The sequence below is a fragment of the Frankia sp. QA3 genome (assembly GCF_000262465.1).
Taxonomy (GTDB): domain Bacteria; phylum Actinomycetota; class Actinomycetes; order Frankiales; family Frankiaceae; genus Frankia.
This window is the reverse complement of the sequence record NZ_CM001489.1, coordinates 938,970-962,053: the sequence shown is the minus strand read 5'-3', so window position 1 is coordinate 962,053 and position 23,084 is coordinate 938,970. Positions and strand designations below refer to the sequence as shown.

Below are 23,084 nucleotides of genomic sequence, written 5' to 3'. Positions count from 1 at the left end.
TCAGAACTCCAAGTCGGGACCGGTCGGCGGTTCGGGCACTGCCGGGGTGATGCCCGGCGGTGTCCGGTCCAGTCCGGTCGTTTCCGGCTGGCTGTGGATGAGACGTGGATGAGAATCCGCCGCCTCCGGAGCCGCCGGGACCACGGGCGTGTCGCTCTCGGCGGCCAGGGCAGCGTCGATTCGCCGCCGGGCGGCCTCGTCCTGGCCGGCGATGCACTTCGCGTAGACGAGCATGCATACCCGGACGGAATGGCCTGCCCATTCCGCGGCCTGGGTGACCGGGACTCCGGCGTTCAGCCAGCCCGATATGGCGGCGTGCCGCAGGTCGTACGGCCGGCGCGCCAGCGGCGACGCCTGCTCGGCTGGTGTGAGCGCGATCTCGCGGGCCTGCCGCCACCTCGCCAGGTACCGGATCGCCTTCACCGGTCCATCCTTTCCAGACCGGAAAAGGCGCCCATCTGCGGTAATGCCGAACGTGTCGACGTGGCGGCGCAGGATCGCGACCAGTCGGGGGTTCAACGGCACCGGCCGCGTCTCCCCTTTCGCCCGGTGCTTGAGCTCGCGAGGCTGACGCGGCCCGTCCGGAGCGTCGGACCAGCGAGGCGAGATCTCAGGGTTGTTGCCATCCAGCAACGCCTCACCCCAGCCAGACTCGGGCAGGGTCAGCTGGTCGAGGCGTAGTTCCTGAAGTTCACCAGGCCGCAGTGCCGCATGGTAGATCCTGGCGTAGAAGGCCTCAAGATCGGGAGCATGCTCGGCGACGGCAGCGAACAGGCGGCGCGCCTGGTCGGCGTTGACGACGACGCGCCGGTCGACCGCGACGAGCTTGCGCGGTGGCCTCCAATCGAGCCCCGTGAGCGGATTGGCATCGAGGTCACCACGAGCCATGGCGTACTTGATCGCCATCTCGAAGACTTGCCGCCGACGGACGATGGTGTTCCCCGCAGCCGGCCGGCTGTCCATCCGCCGGGACAGCGCCCCGAGGGCTGCGCGGGCGACCTCCGGGTCCGCCAGGTCCGTGACCGGCCGGCTGTGCCGCTCCATCCACTCCAGCACCCCCGCCCAGTCGTCAGGCGGCGGCACCTCGCGGCTACGACCATCCCGGCCTGGCGTGGTGCGCACGCCGGTATTGAACGACCAGCCCGCCAGGGCCTCACGGACAAGTTCCTCGAACTCCGCCGGCACGGGAGCGTCGAATAGGGCAACCGTGATCGAGCTGAGCCCCTGCGCAATCGAACGCCGACTACCAGGAGCCTGACGCTCCTCCCACTTCGCATCGGTAAACCCCCGCGCCACCTCAAGCCATGAACGCGGCGCCGGAGGCGGCTTCGCCGCCCGCTGGGCGAGCACCTCACGCACCGGCAACCCAGTGACGACGTCGAACGCCTCCCCCTTCTTCACCGCAGTGAAGATCTCCGCCCGGCGCGCCTCAGCCGCCCCCTTCGTGGCAAACGAGCGGGCATTCGCCGTCGGCCGCCCGGCAACCGACCAACGAGCCTGCCACGCCGACCGCTTCTTCCCCTTCACCTCACGAACAGCCCACACCCGGACATCGAACGAGATCCGCCGCTCTTCCCCGTCCCCGTCAAGCCCGCCGCTCCCAGCGGACCCTCCGGAGGTACCGGTGCTCATCGGGCCGGGTCACGGGTCAGGCCGTCAAGCCAGGCATTCAGATCGTCACGAGCGACCCGGATCTGCCCGTTCGGCAACTTGATGACCTTAGGCCCGGTCCCCTTCCGCTGCCAGTCAGACCAAGTCGACCGCGGCAACGGCCCGTCCGGCCCGCCAAGCTCCACAAGCACCTGCTCGAGAGTCAGCAGAACCCGCTGATCGACCCGAACCGGCTACTTCCTCCCCTGCCCGGACCCCGCCGACCGGCTCATCGGACCCTGATGGACCCCGCCGCCGCCCTTGGATCCGTTCGAAGCCCCGGGAACAGGACTGCTTGGCTCTGAGCTTACCGAGAGTGAGCGCGGAGGGCGGCCCCGGCGTCTCGCGGATTGACCAATGGACGGCACGTGACCGGAGGCACTGCCGGCCCGGCGTGAGGAACTTTGCATGGCCCGACAGCATCAGCAGCGATGACATCGCCGCTGTCACCACAACCGACATCGCCCCCCGCACCGCAAGGATCGGCCCCGATCTGATCGACACCAATGACGTCATCGCGGCTCCTGTGACGGTCAGAGACACAAAGGCCGTACGGTTTGGGGTCGCCGCAGAAGCCGATGCAGCGCCGGCAAGTCGCCAGCCCGCGGACCGATCGGCACCGCGTATGCCTGGGCCCGCGTCCCGAGGAAGACGTGTCCTAAACACAACTGGGTTCTGCTGTCTACCGAGCCCACGGTCGAGGACATCGCGTCGGCAGCAGAGATCCGCGGGGCCAGTTAGCTGCTCTACCCAACGGCCGGGAGGAGGCGGGCACCACCCTCATTTTATGATCCAGAAGATGGCGAGGGACCAGGTCAACATGAATGACTATCTTGACCGATCGGACAGTCGGGCCGTTCAGGTCCGTTGCGCGGGAGGAAGTCAAGGTGCCGGGAGCCGCAGCGCGGTTCCGCGGCGCGCCGTAGACGTTGCCCCGCGCCCTCTATGGGCCCGCGGCCCGCGATCCCTGCTTCCTGCCGGCAAACCTGACTGCGGTCGAAGCCGGCCGGATCGGGCCGTCCCCGGATGATTCCCGACGACCGGTTCGAAGAGGTCGCTGCGATGGTCACCGAGCTGCGCTCAGGCCCGCTGAGAGCCGTTCGCCGCAGCACCCGAAGTTCACCCGGCCGAGCACTGGGGGCTCGCTGACTTCGGGGATGCGCCACTTGTTCTGTCAGCGCGCGTCCTGCAGGCCCCGTACGGGCTCACCCTCGGGCGCCCGGCGAACGGGCGCAGTGGGATCAGGATGACCGTGTCCAGTTCTCCGACCGACCCCGGCCCGACCAGGCCCCGACACCGGTCCGGAACCAACAGAGCCGCCGCCGGGCGGTTCCGCGGAACCGCCGCGGGCGCCCGGCTGCCCGCCGCTGCGCCCGGTCGACTGGGATGGCCCCTTCACCCGCACATGGCAGTCGAGCTTGGGGGGCGGTAACGCTCCGACGTATAAGTGATCCGCCGCCCATGGGGACAGCCAGAGCAGTAATCCTTCCTGATCTGTGGCGCGGCTGAACTGGCCTGGGCCGCGCTCGCGAGCAGGTCGGGGACGAGGGAGTCCGCCAGGGCTCGCTGGGTGCGGTCAGGCTGCCCAGCCCGGCGGGTACCGGCAGGTCGGGGTCGCCCTCCTCGTCGTCGAAGGCGTGCTTGTAGCGCTCCCCGCGTTCCCCAGCCATCCAGGCCAGGTCGGGAGGCCGTAAATCACTGGCGGCGATTCCAGCACGGACACCCACGATCGCCGGCAGCGACTCCTCGGCGATAATCCGCCCATCTGCCGTGCCGTCCCAGAAAAATTAATCTTGGAACAGTCTCACCTGCGAACTACGCGCCTGGAGCTGGCGCCATGAGCGAGGCGATCTCGTTGATCTGGCGGCGCAGGATGGACAGTTCGGCGGTCAGATCCAGAGGGTGAAAGGTGATCGTCGTGCCGGTGGTGAGGGTGTAGGTGCGGCGGACTTCGGTCGAGGTGCCGGCATAGACGACGTGACCGGCGGGCAGGCCGAGGGCGGTGCAGTACGCCAGCAACTGGTAGATCGTGTCGGGGTTGTCAGCCTTCTTCTCGATCTTGTATTTAGCATCGAGGACGGCAACAGGGACCCGTCGGCCGGTCGAGGCCTGCTGATAGCAGATGAGGTCGGGCTTCAGTTTCACCAGACCTGCCCGGTCCAAGTGGTGGGTCTCGTCCTGGAAGGTGACGTGGCGGCCCGGCACGCGGCCGGTTGGCGGCTGCAGGAGCGCGTCGCGAACAGCCTTCGTGACGAAGGCCTCGAACACCGTCCACATCGTCACCAGGAAACCGTCGACCCGGACGGTCGTCGGGCCTGCGCCGCCGCCATACTCATAGGAGTGACCGCGCAGGATCATTTCGGCGAGGCCCAGTGCCGTCCAGTAGCGAGCGTTGTGGGCGCTCGGTGTCCACGTCGGTGGGGACTCACCACGGCCAAGCGGGGTGACGTCGACGAGCTCGTCGATGATCTCGCGAAGCGCCATCCTGGTCGGTCGAATGATGCCGGGGAGGGCACGCAGCCGCCGGGCGGCGGCGAGGAGCAGCCGGTTCTCCGCGATGTCCACGGTGAACTCGTCGTACTCGCAGGGGATCGCGGGCCCGGACCAGTGGCGGCGGCGCATCTCGTCGGAGCGGACCCGGCCGCGGATCGTCATCAGGTCATCCTCGACCGGCCGGTAGCCGTAGAGCAGACCTCCGGCAAAGGCACGTTGCTGGATCGCACGGGTGAAGGACCGCGCAACGGCCGGCAGCAGGTCCTCGGCCTCGTCGACCTCGACCTCCTCCTTCTGCCACGTGCCTTTGTCCTGGGCATAGCCGAGCAGGAAGAGCAGCCGACCGATCGTCACCTTCGGGCGAATCCGCACAACCACGGTGTCCGGACCTGTACCGAAGGCCGCCGAGCCGACCTCGGCCTTCGCCTTCACCTTGTATCGACCCGCACCGAGAGGAGTCACTTCTACGGCGTCGGCTCCCTTCAGTGCTGCGACTTGCCCGGGGCTAAGCCGGTGCTCCTTGCTGCCGTACTCCGCCAGGTCGATCACCAAACGTCCGGTCGGTGTGGGCGCAGCGGGGCTGGACATCAGGCGCCAGCGGACTGTGGCGGTATGGCAGTCTGCCGCAGCGCGTCCAGGCCGAACTCGTGGTGCACGTCGGTCTCGTCATCGCCGTAGAAGTACTCCTCGAGCAGTGGCTCGATCTGCGTCAGCCAGACCAGGTCGAGTCCGGCATCGATGCCGTCCGCGTACAACTCGGTTTTCATCAGGTACGCCGGGCCGACGCGCGAGCCTGTGAAGCCATCCTTCGCATCGAGACGGCGGTTCAGCTCGTCGAGCACATCCGCCGGCTGGGCAGACAGTGACTGGGCCGTGAGCCAGGTGCGCAGCAGGGACCGGGTCGGCTCCTCCGCCGGGTCGAGGGTGACGAAGTGGAACCGGCGGCGGACGGCCGCGTCCAGGCGGGAGATCGACCGGTCGGCGGTGTTCATCGTGCCGAGGATGAACAGGTTCTTCGGAAGAGAGAACGGACGGCCGTCTTCCTGCCGGTAGAGCAGGTAGGCGACCTCGTCGCGGTACTCCAGCAGGAAGTACAGCTCCCCGAAGATCTTCGCCAGGTTACCCCGGTTGATCTCGTCGATGATGACGAAGAACGGCTCGTCGGGATGCTCCTCCGCCGCCTGCGCCAGGCGGACCAGCGGTCCCGAGACCAGCTCGAACCGGATCGACCCGTCACCACCCGCCTCGCCACGCGGCCGGTACCCCTGGATGAAGTCCTCGTAGCTGTACGCAGGATGGAACTGGACGAACGCGATGTTCTCCCGCTTCTGGCCGGTGAGGTGCAGGGCCAGTTCGCGCGCGACGAAGGTCTTCCCGGTACCCGGTGGACCCTGGAAGATCATCTGTGGCTTGAGCCGCAGGAGGCGCAGGCAGCGCCGCAACCAGTCATCGTCGACGTGCAGGCGCGCCGCCAACGCCTCCAGCCTGTCGTCGCCGACGTTCAGGAGTCCGGCCGCCGCCATGGTCGGGTCTGCGGATGGCCCTCGGGCTTCCCCTGCCCCGACATTGACTATGCCGCCCGCCGCCAAACCGCTCAGGGTGAGAGCCTCGCCCTGAACACGCCCGACGAGCTCGGGCAGGAAATCGCTCAGATCGATGACCGACTGGTCTGGAACGGCGACAGCGGCCGCGAGCGGGCCGGAGAGGTCGTCGGCGAAGTCGAGCGGGTCGCGCGGATTGCGCCAGCGGACAGTACGCCGTAGCTCGAGGACGGCCCCGGCGGGACTTTCCGGGTTCCGGAAGTAGTACGGCGAGCCGGTGATCTCGCCAACATAGAAATCCGCGCCGAAGTTGGTCAGGACCAGATCTCCGATGGAGATCCGGCTGAGGAACGCGTAGATGTCGTCGACTAGCCGCAGCCGCTGGTCGGACCGTCGCTTCGGGTAGGTCGCCTCGACCGCGTCGGCCACCACGCTGCGTCCCGTTCCCGGCCGCAGTTGGGGAAGCAGGTCGACTGGCAACGCGCACACCGCATCCGGAAGCCACTCGCCGCGGACCGCGTCCCGCCGGGATGGCGGTCGAACCAGCCAGGCGCGCCGCGCCTGCTCCGTCTCCAGCACGCCCGCGACGTCGTCGTCCCCGCCGTCCGCCTCGCCGACGACAGCGCGTAGGTCCGCCCCGGCGAGCTGGCGCAACGCATCGGCCCGACCCGTGACGATGTCGATGCCGTCTGCTTCCAAGAGCCCCAGCCACACCGCTCGCTCTCGCTCCGTGGCGTGAGCATCCCTCGGTAGCCGCCCGCCGACGTCAAGAGCACGGAACCAGCCTTCAGGCCGGCTCCCAACCAGGTAATGCACAATACGTTCGGCCGGCAGATCGGCGCTTTCGGCCAGGTCGCCGGCCCGAACCCAGTAGCCCGCCGGCACGGCCGCGAGCTCCGCCTCGACCAGGTCGAACTGATCCCTGTCACGCCGGTAGTCGGCATACCGGCGCCCGGCCTCCTTGCGCCAGGAGACAGGGTCTGGATACTCACGCAGCGACCACTCGCCGACTCCGGTCGCCAGCCAGCCCTCAGGAGTCTTGGCGAGCCAGCCGGCCCGGACCAGCTCGCTGCTTGTCCAGCGCAGCGTCTGCTCCGCGGTCGTCTTCCCGTTGGTCGCCGCCGCCCACTCGTCATCGACCGTCGGGTAACGCTCGTCGGTGACCGGATACTGCTGCCGGACCTTCGACCAGACCAGACTCGGGTGGACAGGCGCCTCTGCCGAGACCAGGTAGCGTACGGCGAGCTGCATCACCCGCGACATGACCTGTATCCGTACGGGCACCCCAGCCACCCCCAGTACCGCCAGCGGCCCACCGCGCCGCGAGCCTGGGCAGATTATTCACCTAAGGCAGCTACCTGGAGACTCTGTGGCCCAGCGTTGTGTCTGTGCACGACTACAGTGTGACGGAGTGTGCTGGGCTATGGGCTGCCGGTCTCCAGGGTCGAGAAGAGGGTGTCGGTCGGAGGGCGTGACGCCAGGACATGCTTTGGCCTGGTCGACGCCGGATGCCGCAGACCCTCCCCAGGGGGTGGCGTCAGCTCGGAGCGGAACGCCACGCCCGTCTCCTCCGCGCGGGTCATCTCGTCGTAGACCGCGAGGATCTTCTTCCTGGTCGCCTCGAAGAGTTCGGGCTCCTTGTTCCGGAAGGCCCGGAAGCTGGTCAGGGCGTACTCAACATCGGCTCGTTCCACGCCGTACAGCCGGAAGTAGGCGGCGTCGAGTTCCGCTCGCAGCACGAACCTACGATCGGGGTCCCAAACGAAAGGCGGCCCGCCGTCGTTGAGGTCCTTGGCGAATGGCTGCATGTCCCAGGCCGTGTAGGTCAGCTCAAGCACCCTGGCCGTGACCCACGAGTCCAGGGAGACATCGGGCCGCCAGCTGGCCTGGTCGTCGTATCGTCCGGGTTCGAGCACCGGTATCTGCTTGACCAGGAAATAGCTCACCGAGGCGCCGGACATCTTCTGACGTAGGACGTAGTCGAAGACGAACGAGCCGAGGTTCGCGAGCAGCAGGTGGCCGCGCTGGCCGAACAGCATCAGCGGAAGCTTGTGACCGACCGCGAGACGCGGGACCGCCGATGCGATCATCGTCCGAACATCGGAGCCGCGTGCCACATCGCGAAATCCCACCAGCCATCCCCGGTCCCACCTGGCCAGCTTCTTCTCCACCGCGTCTTCGGGCACCCAGTACCGAGGCATCGGCACGACGCTGGCGCCGTCCAACCGTTCCTTCCCTAGCAGTGGGGGCAGGATATTCTGTTTGGCTTGGGCCTCGGTCTGGCCGTCATACGTGCCGTACCGATGGTCGAAGTGGTGCACCATCTTGGCCTCGTACAGCGGAATCATCCGGTCCGGACCGTCGACCGGCCCACGGACGAAGACCGAGGAGACCAGCCGCCAGCCATCGGCCTGCAGATCCTCGCGGCACTCGAAGATCTTCGAGTCGTTCGACATGTGGAACAGGGTCAAAAAACTAATCATCCACGGATTTTCCGGAGGCGCGTCTCGCCAGATGACGGGCAGGCGGTTGTAGATTCCCTTAATGATCTGCGCATGCCTCGGGCTCTCGCATACTGGGGAGGTTTTCGTGTTCGGATTCAGCTGGGCAATGTCCTCGCGTGTCAGTGTGAACTCGATGTGGGCGATGTCCGGGACCTTGCGTGCACGGAAGGCGAGCCGGATATGTTCGTTCTGGGTACGGGATCCGCTCACCGTCACGAGCGCGAAGCGGAGCCGGTGGTCGATACCCGGGAACAGCTTCTCCTCGTTCTCGAAGTCGAGTACCGACACGAGAGCCCGCTCATCGACGAGATCACCGAAGAACTGTGCGGTGGTCGCGTCGGTGGCGATGCCCGTGGGCAGGACCTGGCCGAAGCGGCCGGCCGGGGCAAGGAGCGTTCGGGCGGTCTCCGCGAAGACGGCGTAGGTGTTGACGTCGCCGCGGCCCGTACGGGGAAAACGGCCCGAGCCACGGAGGAACTCCGACTCGCACGTCGCCGCACGCTTCGCGGCTTTGTACTCCGTGTGCAGTTCGAGGTCGACCGAATCCTTGCTAGCCAGCAGATCCTTGATCAGGCGCTCGCGGGCCGCCTTGTTGGAAGCGGCGGCGATGTCGACCCGGCGAGCGGCGAAGAACTCCTTGTCCTGGATTTTCACCCGGTCCCAGGGCGGGTTCCCAAGGACGCAGGAGAAGCCGCCGTTCCATCCCGGGTCCTGACCGCCCGGTACGGATGCGGCGTCCACCTGGAAGATCTGGGGAAACTCGAGGTGCCAGTGGAAGAAGCGGTTGCGCAGGGCGATCTTGCGCCGCAGGTCGTCGCGGACCGGGTCGGGAGTCAGGGTGCCGTCGCTGAGCTGCTGGACTGTCTCGCTGGTGATTGCCTGCGGGGCGTTCTCCCGCTTGGGCCAGAAGAACGCGGCGCACCAGGCGTCGGCGACCAGGACCTGGCGGCGCCGATCCGGCGAGTCGTCCAGTTCGCGCTGCGCTCTGGTCTGCTGGCGCATGTCGGCGAGGGTCAGGTCGTACCGGGCGCCGATCTGGTCGATCCGTGCGACGCTCTCGGCGAGGCTGGCGTTGTTCAGCCTGGTGGGATCGACCTCGAATGCTTCGATCTGCTGGGAACGTTTCGACCGGTTCTCGCTACGAAGGTGGGTCGCCCAGGCCGAGTCGTCGCCCTCCAGCGACTTGTAGGCCGTGTCCGGGATCCCGGACTGCAGCATCCGCGGCGTCACTCCCAGCAGGGCGTTGCCGGCGCGAATGTGGCCGTCGAGGAAGGCAAGTGGCCGGCCGGGGACAAGGGATTCCAACCAGAGGGAGACCTTGGTCAGTTCGACGGCCAGCGGGTTGAGGTCCACGCCGTAGACGCACGAACGGACGACCTTGTCGAGGGCGAAGCGGAACGCGGCCGGGGTCGGCTCCGCATCGCCCGTGTACATCTGGGCATAGCGCAGGGCGATGCGCCGGGCCGCGGCGACCAGGAAGTGGCCGGAGCCACAGGCCGGGTCGCAGACGGTCAGCTTCAGCAGATTGTCGGCGCCGCCACGAGCGTAGTCATCGATGACCGGGTCGAGGGCCGACTCGAGCAGGGAGTCGATGAGGACGGTCGGGGTGTAGTACGAGCCGGTGGTCTTGCGGTCGTTGCCGGCGATCTCGACGAGGGTGAACGTGCGGCTGGGCAGGTCGGGGCGCGGGACGAGTTCGAGCAGGGATTCGTAGACGCTGCCGAGTTCGTCGGCGCCGAGGTGCCCGAAGTCGACGCGGCGGAGGCGGCCGCGGTCGTCGGGTACGTGACTGAGCAGGCGGACCGCGGCGAGGAGGCGGCTGTTCGGTAGCTGGTAGTCACGCAGTTCGTCGGGCCGGCTGATGAGAGCGTCATCGGCAGCGCTGCGGGGCGCGTCGGGGTCGTCGGCTCGTAGATAGAGGCCGCCGAGTTCGGGGAGGGCGAGTTCGGGCCTGCCACCTTCGGTACCGAGGGCATCGAGGACGACAACGAGGCCGCGCCAGAGGTCGCCGTGCCGGTCGCCGAGGCGGGCGTCGGCGATGCGGCGCAGCCGCTTGGTGGAGAAGTACTGAAGGTAACGGTCCCGGGCCTGCTCCAGGTCGCGGCGGCTTCGACCACGCGCGGAATTCGGCCCGGGGATGACACCTACTCCGATGGGCCTGTCTGGGTCCGGCGGCAGTGGGATGAGCAGAGCATCGCGGTCCTCGGACACAAAGAGGAAAAGAATCTGGTAGGCGAGCCTGAGCAACTCGTGCTCGAAGTCAGCCGCGGAGATCCCGCCGTTGTGTCGGCCGGCTTTCAGCTTGTCGCACAGCGCCGGGTTGGTTTCGAGGAAACCGGTGCCGAGTTCTTCGAGGGCCCTGCGGACCTGCTCGCGCAGCTTGTCCTTGGCTTCGATGCCGGTCTGGTGGGCGAAGGTCCGCCACCGTTCGAGCCAGCAGTCGGCCGGGGTGCCTGGAGTGCCATCGTCGCGTGGCTGGACGGTGAGGCGGGAGGCGTGCAGCGTGGCGTAGAGAAGGGCGAACTCGTCGAACAGCTCGCCATCGAAGATGGCCTGGAGGTCGAACTCCAGATAAGCAGCACCGACGAGCGCCGAAGAGTCACGCAGCAGCCGCAGGTCTCGGCCGTTGGAAAGAATTCCCCAGAGGTGCTCGGGCCGGGCATTGAGATGCTCTTGGAGGAGCGCCTGCGGAGCGCGCTCGCCCTTGGAGCCTGGCCCGGTCTTGCCGAACCGTTCATCGAGGCCACGGTTCCAGCTGACGAGATGTATCGGCACGTGCTGCCAGAGGTGGCTGACCTGCGGGGTGCGGTCGCGGGGTGCCGGCGAGATCAAACCGTAGTCGAGCACCGAGAAGAGGGCCTGCAGCCAGTGCGTGCGGGTGAGTTCGGCGGTGACCTCGGTCGACGCGGTGCCCTGATGGCTCGCAGACTCCTCCTTGAGCCATTCCTGGAAACTCAGCCAGACGCCGCGCAGATGCGTCCAGTGCCGGGCGGCGGCCTGTTTGACGTTCTCGTTCAGGCCGAGGCCGTAGGTCTTCGTGTCGGTGCCCTTGAGTTCCACGTCGCCGTCGACGATGCGGCGCAGCAGGCGGGGCGGCAGGAAGCCGCCTTCGAGGGTGACGGCGGTGAACTTCTCGTCGTCGCGGCGGCTCATCGGGCGGCTCCGGCCGGCAGATACACGTAGACACCGAGCACGTCGGCGTGTTCATGAGGTTGGACGTCGAGGCTGCGGGTCCGCCCGCCGACGATCTCGCGCGCAGCGGCGTGCGCGGCGCGCAGCTCCGCGGCGAGCACCGCGCCCTCGGCGTCAAGGTGCGGCTGGGCGTCGGCGAGTTCGGAGACGGCGCGTTCGGCCTGGCGCTGGACGAGTTGCGGCAGCGCGTTGTCCGGCTCCGCGGCCAGCAGCACCTTGATCTCCTGGTCGTCGAGCCACTTGAAGCTGCCGTCGGGGTCGCGGCGGTAGCCGGCGAGCCGGGCGTCCTCGGCGACGACGGTGTTCGCCCGGGCGGTGCCCGGGAGGGTCAGATGGAAGCGGTAGCGGGTCAGCAGGAGCACGGTGCGCGTGGCCACGGTGCTGACGCGGAACACGCCGAGTCGGGCCGCCGGTGGCGGGGTACCGAGATCCGTGCCGGCCCACGGGTCATCCTCGGCGTCGCTGGGCAGCGCGGACGGCTGGTCGTCGAGGGCGGCTTCGACGATGATGCGGGCGAGCCCGCGCACGGCGGAATCGGTACGGACGAGCGGGCGCTGGCCGGGGCGGGCCGGCAGGTCGTCACAGAACCGGACCGACGTGACCTTGTCGTCACGGACGCCGAGGGCGTCGCGGACGGCGGGGCGCAGGCCGGCGAGCGAAACAGTAAAGCCGTTGTTCTCGGCGGTGATCTGGGCGCCGATCGAGGCCAGGCTGTCGCGGACGAAGCTGCGAACCTCGGTGGTGGTGCCCATCGCGGTCCGCACACCGGCGAGGACCCGTTCGACGTCGGCGTCGGCGATGCCCGAGTGAGCGAACTTCGTCGCGGCGCCCTTCTGCCGTTCCGCCGCGCTCTTCCAGGCTTCGTCTATGTCCGGTGCGAGGTCGTTCAGGTCGAGGTCGAGGGCGAGCTGCTGGCTTTGCAGGGCGTCAGAGCCATCGCTGAAGAGCCGGTTGACCAGCGCCTTGACGACACCGGTGGTCTCCTCGGGAACGGGCACGGCCACCCCGGTGTTTTTCGCGATCTTACGGTGCTTGCAGAGCAGGACGTTGAGGACGATGCCGTCGATGCCGTTGTCCTGGCCGTAGAGGGTGACGGCGCGGACGATGTCCCTGCGCTGGCCGAACCGGTCGACGCGGCCTTCGCGCTGCTCATGGCGGGTCGGGTTCCAGGACAGGTCGTAGTGCACCACCGCGTCGAAGTTCTCCTGAAGGTTGACACCCTCGGAGAGGCAGTCGGTGGCGATCAGGACCCGTTTGCCCGGCACGTCGCCGAACTCGGCGACGGCCTTCTCTCGCGCGGCGGGCGGGTCCTCGCCGGTGACGTAGCGGATGGTCGTTTTCCTGACGAGGGCCTTGCCGAGTTGGGCATGCAGGTAGTGCGCGGTCGGGATGTACCGACAGAAGACGATCGGGTTGTAGCCGTCGGCAAGCAATCCCTTTACCGTCTTGATCAGTAGGCGGAGTTTTGCGTCGGTGTCCTTGCCCGCGAGCTTGGCCGCCGCCTTACCGAGCTCGCGCAACCGCTGCCGGTCGGGCTCGGGAAGGGTCTCGTTGTCTGCTCCCGGTGGGACGTCGGCGCCATCGGCGGCGTCATCGTCCATCGGGTCGAGATGCTCCTGCCGGCCCAGCTGTTCGATCTCCTTGTCGGACATGTTCAGGTCGAGGCCGGAGCGCGATTCAAAGGTCGCGACGGCGGCCGCCGGGGAGCTGGCCAGTGAGCGCAGCAGTGCGAGCGAGGACCACCAGCGGATCCGCCTCTTCAGGTCCCCATCGGCGGTACGGACCATCTGCCGGGCGAACGCGAGGGTGTCCCGGTAGAGCGTCTGGTAGTCCTCGTCGAGCCCGTACGGCAGATCCTTGTAGTCACGATCGCTGGGGAATGGCGTCTCCTCGCCGATGAACTTGCGGATGTCCTTGCGGCGGCGCTGCACGAAATAGCGCGCAAGCCGGTCGCGGCTCATCCTGTCTTCCAGGTCGATCGTCGCCAGATCCGGCTTGACCAGGCCGAGAAGGGCGCGGAACGCCTCGTCGTTGCCCGAGTGCGGCGTTGCGGTGACCAGCAGCAGATGGCGGTTCTCGTCGGCGGCGATCCGCCTGACCAGGTCGAAGCGCTGGTGGCGGTCGACCGACGAGCCACCGACGACGGTATGGGCCTCATCGACGATCACCAGGTCGGCGCAGCCACGGGCAACGATGTCACGCCGACGATCGGCCTTGACGAAGTCGGTCGACACGACCGTGAACGGGAACTTCTCGAAGATCGATTTTTCGCCGGACAGCCGCTCCAGGCGGGTCGCCGTGGAAGTAAGGACCAGCTCGGCCTCGATCGCGAACTTCTCCGCGAGTTCCCGCTGCCACTGCTCGGCCAAGGCCGGGGAGCAGAGCACGGTCAGACCGGTGGCGTCGCCCTGAGCGAGCAGTTCCTTGGCGATCAGCCCAGCTTCCACGGTCTTACCGATGCCCACATCGTCGCCGATGAGCATCCGCACCGTCGGCTGCCGCAGTGCGACCAGCAACGGGACCAGCTGGTAGTTGCGCGGCGTGACGGCCACCGAGGCGAGCGAACGCAGCGGCCCGGCGCCCGCGTCGAACCCGAGCCGCAACGCGGTCGTCAGCAGCCGGGCGGACTGGTGATCACCTACCGTATTTGGCCCGACCTTCGGTCGCGCGAACGCGGCCGGGCTGATCTCATCCGGGAACAGCGCGGCGATGAACTCCTCGTCGCCGTTGAGCGGCCGGGCGATCAGCAGATCCGCGGCGCTACCCGGGAGGACGACCCAGTCCCGACCGCGCGCCGCGACGACACTGCCCGGCTGGTAGGTGGCCGCGCCCGCCGGGGCGATGGCACTGCTGGCTGCTGCCGTCTGCGGAGGCATCAGAAAGCCCGCCCGGTGCCGAAGACGTTCGCGTTGGCGTGCACGACCTGTTCCCACTCCTCGTCATAGCGGAACCGGACCACGAGCCAGCCCAGGTCGGCCAGTCGGTCCTCGGCCGCCGCGTCGCGCTCCGCGACCGGAGCGGCGTCATGGTGCGGCCCGTCCACGAACACCGCGACGGGGCCAGAACTCAGGTGATACACGAAATCCGGCCGGGCGAACGCCCCGTCGACCATGGCCTGCGCGGCGTCTGGTAGCCGAAAGCCTCCGTCTCGAAGAAACGTCAGCAGTTTGCGTTCCAGATCCGACTCGGCCCGCTCGGCCAGTTCGCCGGCGTGGCCGTCCGGTCCGTCTGGATGGCCCTGGTGTCGGACGGTCTCGGCACTGGCGAACCGGCGGAGCAAGTCGACGACGAGGTGCCGGTCGATTCCCAGATGAAAGGTCTGGTTCGTGTAGGACAGCAGGCAGTCGTAGCAGCCTCGCTCGCACCGCTCCCGCGCCCCCGGGGCGTGGCCCAGGTCCTCACCTGTTTTCGGGTCGTAATGGATGAGCTCCAACGCCTTGGCCGCGACCTCGGCCAGAGCCGTCGGTTCGTCGTGCAGCCGACGCAGTACGCCGGCGCCGCCCTCCGCACTCTCGATCAGGAGGAACCGGCCCTGGCCCGCGTTGTCGGGCAGTGCCTCGCTGGTCAGCTCGGAGTCCTCCAGCTGGAACATGGTCTCGATCCCGCGTTCCAGCGCGTAGCGCAGCGTCGTCGCGGTCGCTTCGTCGACCGGAGTAGCGAGGCGGATCACGGCGATGTTGCGCCGGTCCTCGACGAACGGGACGACCTTGCGGGCCCGCAGGTCGTCAGCGAAGTCCGCCAGCTCGGACTCCTCCGCGACCGGCTCCCCCGTCGCCTTCTTCTCCGTGATCCAACGGCCGTTGACCGGGTCGAGCCAGAACCCCAGCTGGTCCTTGCGGCTGCGGCGACGAAGCCCCTGGTTGATCACCCGAACGGTGGCGGTATCCCCGAACACGAGGCTCGCGAGCGCTCCTGAGCCGCCTTCTGCTGGCTCGATCGTCGCGGCGAGGCGGCCAGGGCGCTGGCCGTGGGTGGCGAACCGGTAAGTCGTCAGCAGGTCGAAACCCGCGCGACGGCGTTCCTCTTCGTCCGAGGAGATCCGCCGGCGCCGCTGCGTCGTGACGGTCTGCAGGTGCATCAGCCCCGGCATGGGCGTGCTCAGCAGAGCGTCGCATTCCTCGCAGCGGTTCGTCCCGACGCCGCGGTCGTGCCAGTAGCCGCATTCCCCGCAGAGCCGGGCCTCGGTCGTCGCGATGTCGCCGGCGGCGTTGAGCCCACCGGGAATCTGGACGCGGGTCACCTGATAGCGGTCACCCTCGTGGTAGATCAGCGCGCCCGGGCCGAACTCGGCGACCGCGATGAAGCGAGGCCGCTGGATGTAGTCGCCGCCCGTCCGGCCGCCCCGCTCACCGGGGATGTAGGCCGCCAGCGGCAGGCGAGGGAACGAGTAACCCGGCAGGAAACCCTCGGAGGCGAAGTAGCGGTACGAGTAGAAGTCGGAGAACGGGGTCTCCTCCGCCTCGTTCGTCAGCAGCTTGATCCGCTCCTCGGCCTCGTACCGGCGCCGGCGGGCCAGGTCCCGGCTCGGCGAGGCCATCGACCGGTCGAGGACGCGCAGGTTCTGTTCCCGCTGGTCCTCGACCGCGGCCCGGTACATGTCGCGCCACCGGTCACAGGCGGCGTCGAATGCTCGGGGCGCGGCCTGGATGACGTCGTCGATCCAGCCGTCGTGCCACCAGCCCGCCGCATGGATCTCGTCGCCGGTGAGCACGGCGGCCGCGGCTGCCGAGGCCCGCAGCCGCGCGTCCGGGTCGGTGAGCTGCGCGGCGAGGTGCAGGTGGACCGGGAGCGGCAGCGCGCCGCGGGGCCCTTCCTCGACGGCGAGGATGTCGGTGAGGCTGCGGCCGAGACTCGCGCCGGTCTCGGCCAGCCAGATCGCGTGAACGTGCGAGCGGACCAGGTCCTCGTTCTTCAGGTCGAGCCGCGGCGGGGTGACGCTGCCGGCGACCATCTGATGGGAGCGGCGGAAGTAGTACTGGTCGTGCGCGCTGCCGGTCGAGCAGTACGTCGTGACCAGCGCCGGCTGCCCCGATCGGCCCGCCCGGCCGGAGCGCTGCGCGTAGTTCGCCGGGGTCGGCGGCACGTTGCGCATCGCCACCGCGTTCAGCTCGGCGATGTCGACGCCGAGTTCCATCGTCGGCGAGCAGTACAGCAGCGGCAGCCCGCCCTTGTCCGGGTCACCGCCCAGGCGGAACGCCTCCTCCCGCTCCTGGCGACGTTTCGCCGGGACCTGCGCGGTGTGTTCGGCGGCCAGCAGTCCGTTCAGATCCGACGCCCCGGAACGGTAGAGATCGCGGAAGAACGTGTTGACGCGCATGCCGGTGTCGTCGTCGACCATCTTGCGCAGCGGGTCCGGCGCGCCCCGCGTCCCATCTCCGGCCCGCCAGATCAACGTCGACGAACGGATCTGGTAACCCCGCGTCCCGCGCGGTCCGTCGACCTCCGCGATCAGGCCGTGCCGGACGAGTACCTTGACCAGATCGCCGATCATGCCGTCGGCGTCGCCGATCGTCACCTTGCTCTGTGCGTGCGGGAATTCGCCCGCACGGCGCAGATAGCGGCCGAACGCGCCCCGGGCGGTGATGTGCACCGCGTCGCGGGGACCGCCCTTCGTGCCGGCCGAGGCGAACATCGTCCGCTCGTTGACCCGCGGCTCGCCGGACGGAATCGCCCACACGCCCTTCAGGAGCTGGTCGCTGGAGGTGAGCAGCCGCTCGTGACCCGCCTGGGTCAGCACCTCCGCTTCGACCGCGAGCGCCCGGCGCATCTCGTCCAGCAGGATCCGGCCCAGCTGCGCCCGGTGCCGCGCGCTGTCATCGCGCAGCAGGCCATGCGTATCGGCCCACAGGTCCTGCTCCGCCGCGATCTCGGCAAGGTCGACGTAGTCGAACAGCAGCAGGCCGGTCTGCTCCAGGTTCGGCATCGTCACCCGCCAGCCGCGCTCCAGATCCGCGTAGATCCGGTAGGCGACCGCGGCGCGCAGCGCCCGCAGCACGTTGTCCTTCTGACTGAACCGCGGGTCCTCGATCCTGGAGAACGACCGGAGCGGCAGGTCGAGCGCGTCGGTGACCTTCTCCGCCACCTCGTGATGGCGCAGACCGCGCTCATCGGCCGCAGCCGCCGCCTTCCACAGGGCGCCGCGTAGCCGCGTGACCTGGACGAAGTCGTTGAGATGGCCCGCCTGAAGGCTCGCGTCCTGCCGGTTGTCGACGAACGTCAGCAGCTTGCGAGCCGACTCCTTCAGGTCCTCCTGAGCCTGCAGGCCGCGCAGCACACTCACGCTCAGCAGCGACACCGCCGAGCTGCGGCCCTCGGCGGCGAACGTGGCCAGCTTCGCGAAGTCCTTGATTCTCGGCTGCTCGTAGGAGACCCGGCAGCGCAGGCAGAACCGGAACGGGACCGCGACGAACCATGCCTGAGTGCCCTCGCCCGGCGGTGTCTCACGGCCGTCGGTGCCCGCCCAGACCGTCTTCGGCAGATACTCGACAAGCCGTGGGAGGACCTTCGGACCGCGGGTGCTCGCCGGGTCGAGCCAGGTGTCCGGGATCCGGCCCGCGGCCACCGGATCGTCCGGCCAGACCGCGTCCTGGTCATCGTCCGAGGCGAGGTAGAGGTAGCCCGGGTCCGCGTTCTCCTGGGCAGCCGTCGTACCCGTGCGGGCCAGGTAGCGGACGCCGTCCGCGTCGGTGACGCGGGTGACCTCCAGGTACTCGTGTCCGCACTCCCGGCAGAACGCGAGCGGCAGCAGCGGCCAGTCCCGCTGGCCGGGCACCGACACCTGGTACTGGCTTGTGATCCGCCGTGTCTGCGGCGGCTGAAGGCTGACGTAGGCCGTGTCGCCCTTCGTCAGGAACTGGTGCAACCGGAAGGCGAACAGCGGCCGCTCCGTCTCCGGCTCGCGCGCCGCGGCGCCCTCGGCGAGCATCGCGCTGATCGCGGCGGCGCACTCCTGCTCGGCCCGCCCCGTCCGCTGGGCGAGTTCGGCCGCGGCCTTCGGCAGCGTCGTCGGCGCGCGCCGCTTCAACCGGCCGTCGTTCTCGTCGGTCTCGAGCCCGAAAATGTCCTCGACCCAGATCGCCAACGGATCGCTCGCCAGCTCGCCGTACGGCCGTCCCCCGACGGCCTCGAGCCCGCCGACCTGTCCGCGTTCCGCGGCCAGGGCGACGGCCGTCGCGATGGCCTTGTCCAGCTCGGAGTCGGACGGCGTGCGCGCTTCGGTCGCCCGCCGCAACGTCTCACCAATGACCGCGGACGGTTCGACATCGACCCCGAACAGCCGGCTCGCGACCTGTGACACCTGCGCCTGCGTCTCGGTGAACGTCGTCGCGGTCGCCATCGTCGCCGACGTTCCAACGCACTTCATCTCCGGCGCCGCGCACGCCTCCCGCAGCCGGCGCACCAGCAACGCCACATCCGCGCCCTGCCGCCCCCGGTAGGTGTGCAGCTCATCGAGCACCAGGAAACGCAGGCCGCGAGCCGCGCCGATCAGCACCTGCCGCTCGTGCGGCCGGGTCAGCAGGTACTCCAGCATCACGTAGTTCGTCAGCAGGATGTCCGGCCGCCGCTGGAACACCCGATCCCGGTCCGCCGCCGACTCCTGCCCGGTGTACCGAGCGAACGTCACCTTACGATCCGCCTGAGGGACGCCCCACGACAGGTACTTGGTCAGCTCGTGAAGCTGGCTATTCGCCAGCGCGTTCATCGGGTAGACGACGATCGCCGAAATCCGGTCCTCCCGCGGCGCGCGGAGGATCGCGTCGACGATCGGGACGATGTACGCCAGGCTCTTGCCCGATCCGGTACCCGTCGTCAGCACATAGCTGCCACGGTTCTGCGCCGCCTCAACCGCCTCACGCTGATGCTGGTAGAGCGCCAGCGACCGGCGGCCCGGATCGTCCTCGGCACGCTTCGCCCGGAAGTATCGCCCGCAGTTGGGATGCAGGACCTCGTCGCGCACAAGATCGTCAATCGAGCCACCCGACGCGAAGGTGGGGTTCAGCGAGATCCACGGGTCAGGCCACCGGACCTTCCGCTCCCGCTCGTCGGCCAGGTGCGCGGCAATCCGACCGTCCCGCACCTGCACCAGCGAGTCCGTGAAGTCCGAATAGTCCTTGATCAGCCCCGCATGTATGTCGAAGACCCGCATGCCCCCGCCTACTGTCGCGCACCCGCCGGTCCGGGCCCAACCATCCCCAAATCTTCACCCTACGGCGATCGCCGCCGCCGACCGCGACAGCCCCACCGCCGTCCGCAACGGCCCGCCAACGACAGCGCGTCAGCCGCCGCCCCTGTGCCCCGGCGCAGCGCATGCCGCAGCACGAACGCGGCCGTCGTCTTGCCCTACCCGGTCGGTAGCAGCGTCACGTTCGAACTATCAAACAGATCCGGAATCAGACGGCCACAGTGCCGCATCCGCCGCGGCCTCTTTCCGGACACGCGGCGCCTTCCGTCCCGACCACATCGTCTTCGCCTCGATGAACGAAAGGCTCGTCAGAGCAACGCGATGGCCTGCAAGGCCAGTCCGAGCAGATCGGCGCGACGACGACGTACCGCGCCGGCCGCGGCTGCCACAGCTCGGTCTCGATCGACCACCCTCCGCGGTCGATCAAAACCGTGATTCTTCAAGCGCTACCCCGGTCTCCGATGGACCTCTCACGAGATGAAGTCAGGCGTCGCCCAGGGCCGACTCTCGGAACACCAGAGTCACGTCGACGTCGCCGAAGTGTTCGACGAAGACGGCACCGGACGGCATCGAGGCGAGGACGGCGGCCACCTCACCGACGTCGCCTCGGGCGAGACCGCCAGGCCAAAGTCGACCACCGGCGGGTGCACGACGCGGGTCACCGTGACGGCCCCCGAGGAGCGCCGTGCACCGCTTGGCGGCTCAGCGGACTGGGCTTCGATCATGAGGCGATCCTCCTTGCGGATCGGTCGCGGCGGCTCGGTCTCGTGCCGTCGGCACCGGGAGCGATGCGGCCTGTCGACGCATCGGGTTGCAGCGCTGCAACCGGCAGTATGCGCCCGACGGTTGCAGCGCTGCAACTAGCTAGTGTTGCGCCGTGACGGACGAGACCATGACCAGCAGTGACATCGCGTCGTTGCTCGGGATCTCCCAGACCGCCGTCAACAAGATGATCTCAAAGGCGTCCGGCTTCCCGGCACCGATCGTCGAGCGGCCGAACTTCCGCGCCTGGCGCCGTTCCGAGGTCGAGACCTGGCTACGGCAACACCGCCCAGGAGCGCTTGACAGCCAGTAAGACCTCGGTCATGCAAGGACTTGCGTCACGCTCGTACTGCAGAGCTGGGCCGGCCGCGCGCTGCAGGTGAACGCCGGCGAAGTTGAGGCGGTAGATCGCCGGTGTCGGCATCGACAGCCAGAAGGCGCAGTCGATCGGAAGGCCCACTGCGAGGAGGGCTCGGGCGATCCACGTCCCGTGTGTAGCGGCCAGGATCGTCGATGCGGGCGCCCCCGACGCCACGAGATCACGAACCGTGTTCCTGGCGCGGGTGGCGAGCTCGGCGAGTGTCTCACCTGTTCCTATGCCCGTCTCGGGGTCCGCCCAGCTCCGCTCGTAGTGGGCCTGCCAATCAGACCGCGGGGCCAGACCTGACCGCCATTCGCGAAGCTCATCACGGCGCTGGACAGGCAGTCCCAGGGCCCGGGCAGTCGGTTCAATCGTCTGAATCGCGCGAAGATACGGACTCGACAGGACGATCGACGCACCGCAATCACCGAGAAACGCGACGAGCGCGCCTGCCTGTTCACGGCCCCTCTCGGTCAGCGGCCGCCGGAACTCGTCGTGACCACCAGGGACCGGGGCAACCGAGACAGCGTGACGAACCAAGATCAGATCGACCATGGTAACGATCATGCCTCACCGCAGTTCCCTGCCATGCTTCCGGGACGGAGGACGCGAGGTCGTGGCGCGTGCGATCGGTGGCATCAAAGGGTGAGATTCGGCGGCTCGACGGCGCGGGGGTGCTGCGGGATGGCGGCGGGCATCGGTGACTGGCCGGCAAGCGCCGGTGCGGACGGCGCGCGGCGGGGGCCGGTTTCCGAGTCGGTGGCAGGGGTTTCGAGGGCCTCGGGGGCGTAGGCGGTGACGAGGGCGGCGAGGGTGATGAGGGTTTCGGTGCCGTCGAGGTTGATCCAGGGGTGGCCGGCGAGGATGCCGCGGAGTGCGTTCGGGGATCGGGTGACGGCGGTGGACAGGGTGGTGTTGTCGACTTGCAGGGTGCCGTGGCGGGGGTCGTGGAGGCGGAGGGTTCCGTCGGTTTCTTCGCTGAGGACGGGGGTGCGCCAGCTGGGTCTCGAGGTTTCGTCGACGGCGGGGTCTGCCTCGTGGAGGCCGAGGAGGTCGTGGTCGCCTTCGGGTGCGTGGCGTTGGACGAGGTAGAGGGCGCGGGCGAGCTGCGGGTGGGTGCCGGGGAGGCGGAGCAGGTAGGTGATGGTGGATCCGCTCTGGCGGGTGGCTGCGCGGTAGGCGTCGACGATCCAGGTCTGGTCGTTGTCGCCGAGTGTCGTGGAGCCGGTGGGTGTGGCGGCGGGGCGGAGGAGGGCTTGGTGGGCGAGGAGGGTTTGGACGGCGAGGCCGCTGCGTTCGGCGATCTCCGGGAGGAGCAGGGCCGCGTTGCGTGTCACGTCGAGGGCGCGGGCGAGGTCGCGGCGGTCGGGGTTCTTGCCGGTGCGGGTGTTCGCGCCGAGCAGGCGGCTGGTGGTGTGGGCCAGGTGGGGTATCTGGTGGCCGTCGGTTCCGCGGGAGGTGGTGTCGAGGAGGAAGGGGCGGATGTCGCGCCAGGAGCGGGCGGTGTCCGCGGCCTGTTCGCTGGCGATGTCGAGGTGGGCGCGGTTGGGGCCGCGGGTCAGGGTGGCGGCTCGGCGGGTGAGGACTGATGTTCGGTCGCTGATGGCGATGGCGAGGTTGGCGAAGCCCAGGAGGGCCTGCTGGCTGATGAGGGCGTCGGGTTGGCTGAGCTGGTGCAGCATCCGTCGGACCTGGTGGATGTGGCGATCGAGTGGCGGTGCGGCGGGGTCGCCGAGGAGTGGGGCGATGGGGTCGAGGGCGTGGTCGCCGGTCGGATGAAGGCGTTCTCGGGACATGCGGATCGGGCCGGCCAGGGCGCCGAGTCGGGTGAGGACCTGGGCGGCGGGGATGGCCGAGGGGACATTGGTCTGGAACGGTGCGAGCAGCGGCGGGAGGGCTCGGGCGGCGAGTGCGGCGGCGAGGGTGATGTCGGTGAGGCGGGTCATCGCGCCGCGGACGGCGAGGGGGTCGCCGAGGATGACGGCGTCGAGGCTGCGGTGGTGTCCGGCGCGGTCGACGTGGGTGGCGAGGAGGTCGTGGGCGGCGCCGAGGTTGTCGGCGGCGCGATGCCAGGGGGTGTGGCCGGGGGTGGGTTGGGCGTAGAGCTGGTCGGCGATCAGTGCTGTGGTGACGAGGCGGTTGACGAAGGTCGTGGACCGGCCGGAGCCGCCGAAGGGGGCGTCGAGGAACTTGGCGTGGCGTCCGGCGGTGGCGAGGAGCCGGCCGATGCCGGCGGCGTGGTCGAGGATTTCGCCGACGCGGGCGCTGGGCCGTGGCGGGTTCGCGGCGGCAGTGGTGGCGATGCGGGCGGCGGCGTCGGCGAGGCTGCCGTAGGTGAGGGGGTCACGCATCGCTCGGCGCGGTGGGTGCGGGCAGTGGTGTCGCTGCCGGTGGAGGGA

Annotated in this window: 10 protein-coding genes; 1 reads left to right on the top strand and 9 read right to left on the bottom strand. The window is 68.8% G+C overall.

All coding sequences use genetic code 11. From position 1 onward, the window contains the following. From FRAQA3DRAFT_RS03720 to FRAQA3DRAFT_RS34545, 7 genes are all read right to left on the bottom strand, one after another. Complete coding sequence (locus tag FRAQA3DRAFT_RS03720) at positions 1–1,545, bottom strand: tyrosine-type recombinase/integrase (RefSeq protein WP_232291904.1); 1,545 nt, start codon at positions 1,543–1,545, stop codon at positions 1–3. A 1,920-nt stretch (positions 1,546–3,465) separates the two neighbouring features. After that, the gene (locus tag FRAQA3DRAFT_RS03715; RefSeq protein ID WP_157467081.1) at positions 3,466–4,692 is read right to left on the bottom strand and encodes an McrC family protein; all 1,227 of its coding nucleotides are present in this window, start codon (positions 4,690–4,692) and stop codon (positions 3,466–3,468) included. 38 nt (positions 4,693–4,730) lie between these two features. Then, positions 4,731–6,947 (bottom strand): AAA family ATPase, encoded by a 2,217-nt coding sequence (locus FRAQA3DRAFT_RS03710; protein WP_009737733.1) that lies wholly within the window; start codon positions 6,945–6,947, stop codon positions 4,731–4,733. Positions 6,948–7,105: 158 nt separating this feature from the next. Continuing rightward, complete coding sequence (locus tag FRAQA3DRAFT_RS03705; protein WP_009737732.1) at positions 7,106–11,341, bottom strand: DNA methyltransferase; 4,236 nt, start codon at positions 11,339–11,341, stop codon at positions 7,106–7,108. Next, entirely contained in the window at positions 11,338–14,256 is a 2,919-nt protein-coding gene (locus FRAQA3DRAFT_RS03700) for a DEAD/DEAH box helicase (RefSeq protein WP_009737731.1), read from the bottom strand. Before FRAQA3DRAFT_RS03700 ends, FRAQA3DRAFT_RS03705 begins: the two co-directional genes overlap by 4 nt. Continuing rightward, positions 14,256–19,526: a DEAD/DEAH box helicase gene (locus FRAQA3DRAFT_RS03695; RefSeq protein ID WP_009737730.1), complete on the bottom strand. Its 5,271-nt coding sequence runs from the start codon at positions 19,524–19,526 to the stop codon at positions 14,256–14,258. Before FRAQA3DRAFT_RS03695 ends, FRAQA3DRAFT_RS03700 begins: the two co-directional genes overlap by 1 nt. Before the next feature lie 519 nt (positions 19,527–20,045). Continuing rightward, on the bottom strand, positions 20,046–20,153 hold the full coding sequence (locus FRAQA3DRAFT_RS34545; protein WP_157467078.1) for a hypothetical protein: 108 nt from the start codon (positions 20,151–20,153) through the stop codon (positions 20,046–20,048). A 301-nt stretch (positions 20,154–20,454) separates the two neighbouring features. Here FRAQA3DRAFT_RS34545 and FRAQA3DRAFT_RS03685 point away from each other — a divergent pair, with 301 nt between their 5' ends. Further along, complete coding sequence (locus FRAQA3DRAFT_RS03685; RefSeq protein WP_009737729.1) at positions 20,455–20,637, top strand: AlpA family transcriptional regulator; 183 nt, start codon at positions 20,455–20,457, stop codon at positions 20,635–20,637. Here the strand turns inward: FRAQA3DRAFT_RS03685 and FRAQA3DRAFT_RS31200 are convergent. Together FRAQA3DRAFT_RS31200 and FRAQA3DRAFT_RS03675 are read right to left on the bottom strand one after the other, a co-directional pair. After that, complete coding sequence (locus FRAQA3DRAFT_RS31200) at positions 20,599–21,240, bottom strand: histidine phosphatase family protein (RefSeq protein WP_009737728.1); 642 nt, start codon at positions 21,238–21,240, stop codon at positions 20,599–20,601. The two genes, FRAQA3DRAFT_RS03685 and FRAQA3DRAFT_RS31200, sit on opposite strands and share 39 nt — an antisense overlap. An 83-nt stretch (positions 21,241–21,323) precedes the next feature. Further along, complete coding sequence (locus FRAQA3DRAFT_RS03675; RefSeq protein WP_009737727.1) at positions 21,324–23,036, bottom strand: hypothetical protein; 1,713 nt, start codon at positions 23,034–23,036, stop codon at positions 21,324–21,326. Between the last annotated feature and the right edge of the window lie 48 nt (positions 23,037–23,084).

Coding starts and splice junctions, on each gene's coding strand:
- FRAQA3DRAFT_RS03695 (WP_009737730.1), bottom strand. CDS start 19,526: ATGCGGGTCTTCGACATACATGCGGGGCTGATCAAGGACTATTCGGAC.
- FRAQA3DRAFT_RS03705 (WP_009737732.1), bottom strand. CDS start 11,341: ATGAGCCGCCGCGACGACGAGAAGTTCACCGCCGTCACCCTCGAAGGC.
- FRAQA3DRAFT_RS03685 (WP_009737729.1), top strand. CDS start 20,455: ATGACCAGCAGTGACATCGCGTCGTTGCTCGGGATCTCCCAGACCGCC.
- FRAQA3DRAFT_RS31200 (WP_009737728.1), bottom strand. CDS start 21,240: ATGGTCGATCTGATCTTGGTTCGTCACGCTGTCTCGGTTGCCCCGGTC.
- FRAQA3DRAFT_RS03700 (WP_009737731.1), bottom strand. CDS start 14,256: ATGCCTCCGCAGACGGCAGCAGCCAGCAGTGCCATCGCCCCGGCGGGC.
- FRAQA3DRAFT_RS03675 (WP_009737727.1), bottom strand. CDS start 23,036: ATGCGTGACCCCCTCACCTACGGCAGCCTCGCCGACGCCGCCGCCCGC.
- FRAQA3DRAFT_RS03710 (WP_009737733.1), bottom strand. CDS start 6,947: ATGTCGCGGGTGATGCAGCTCGCCGTACGCTACCTGGTCTCGGCAGAG.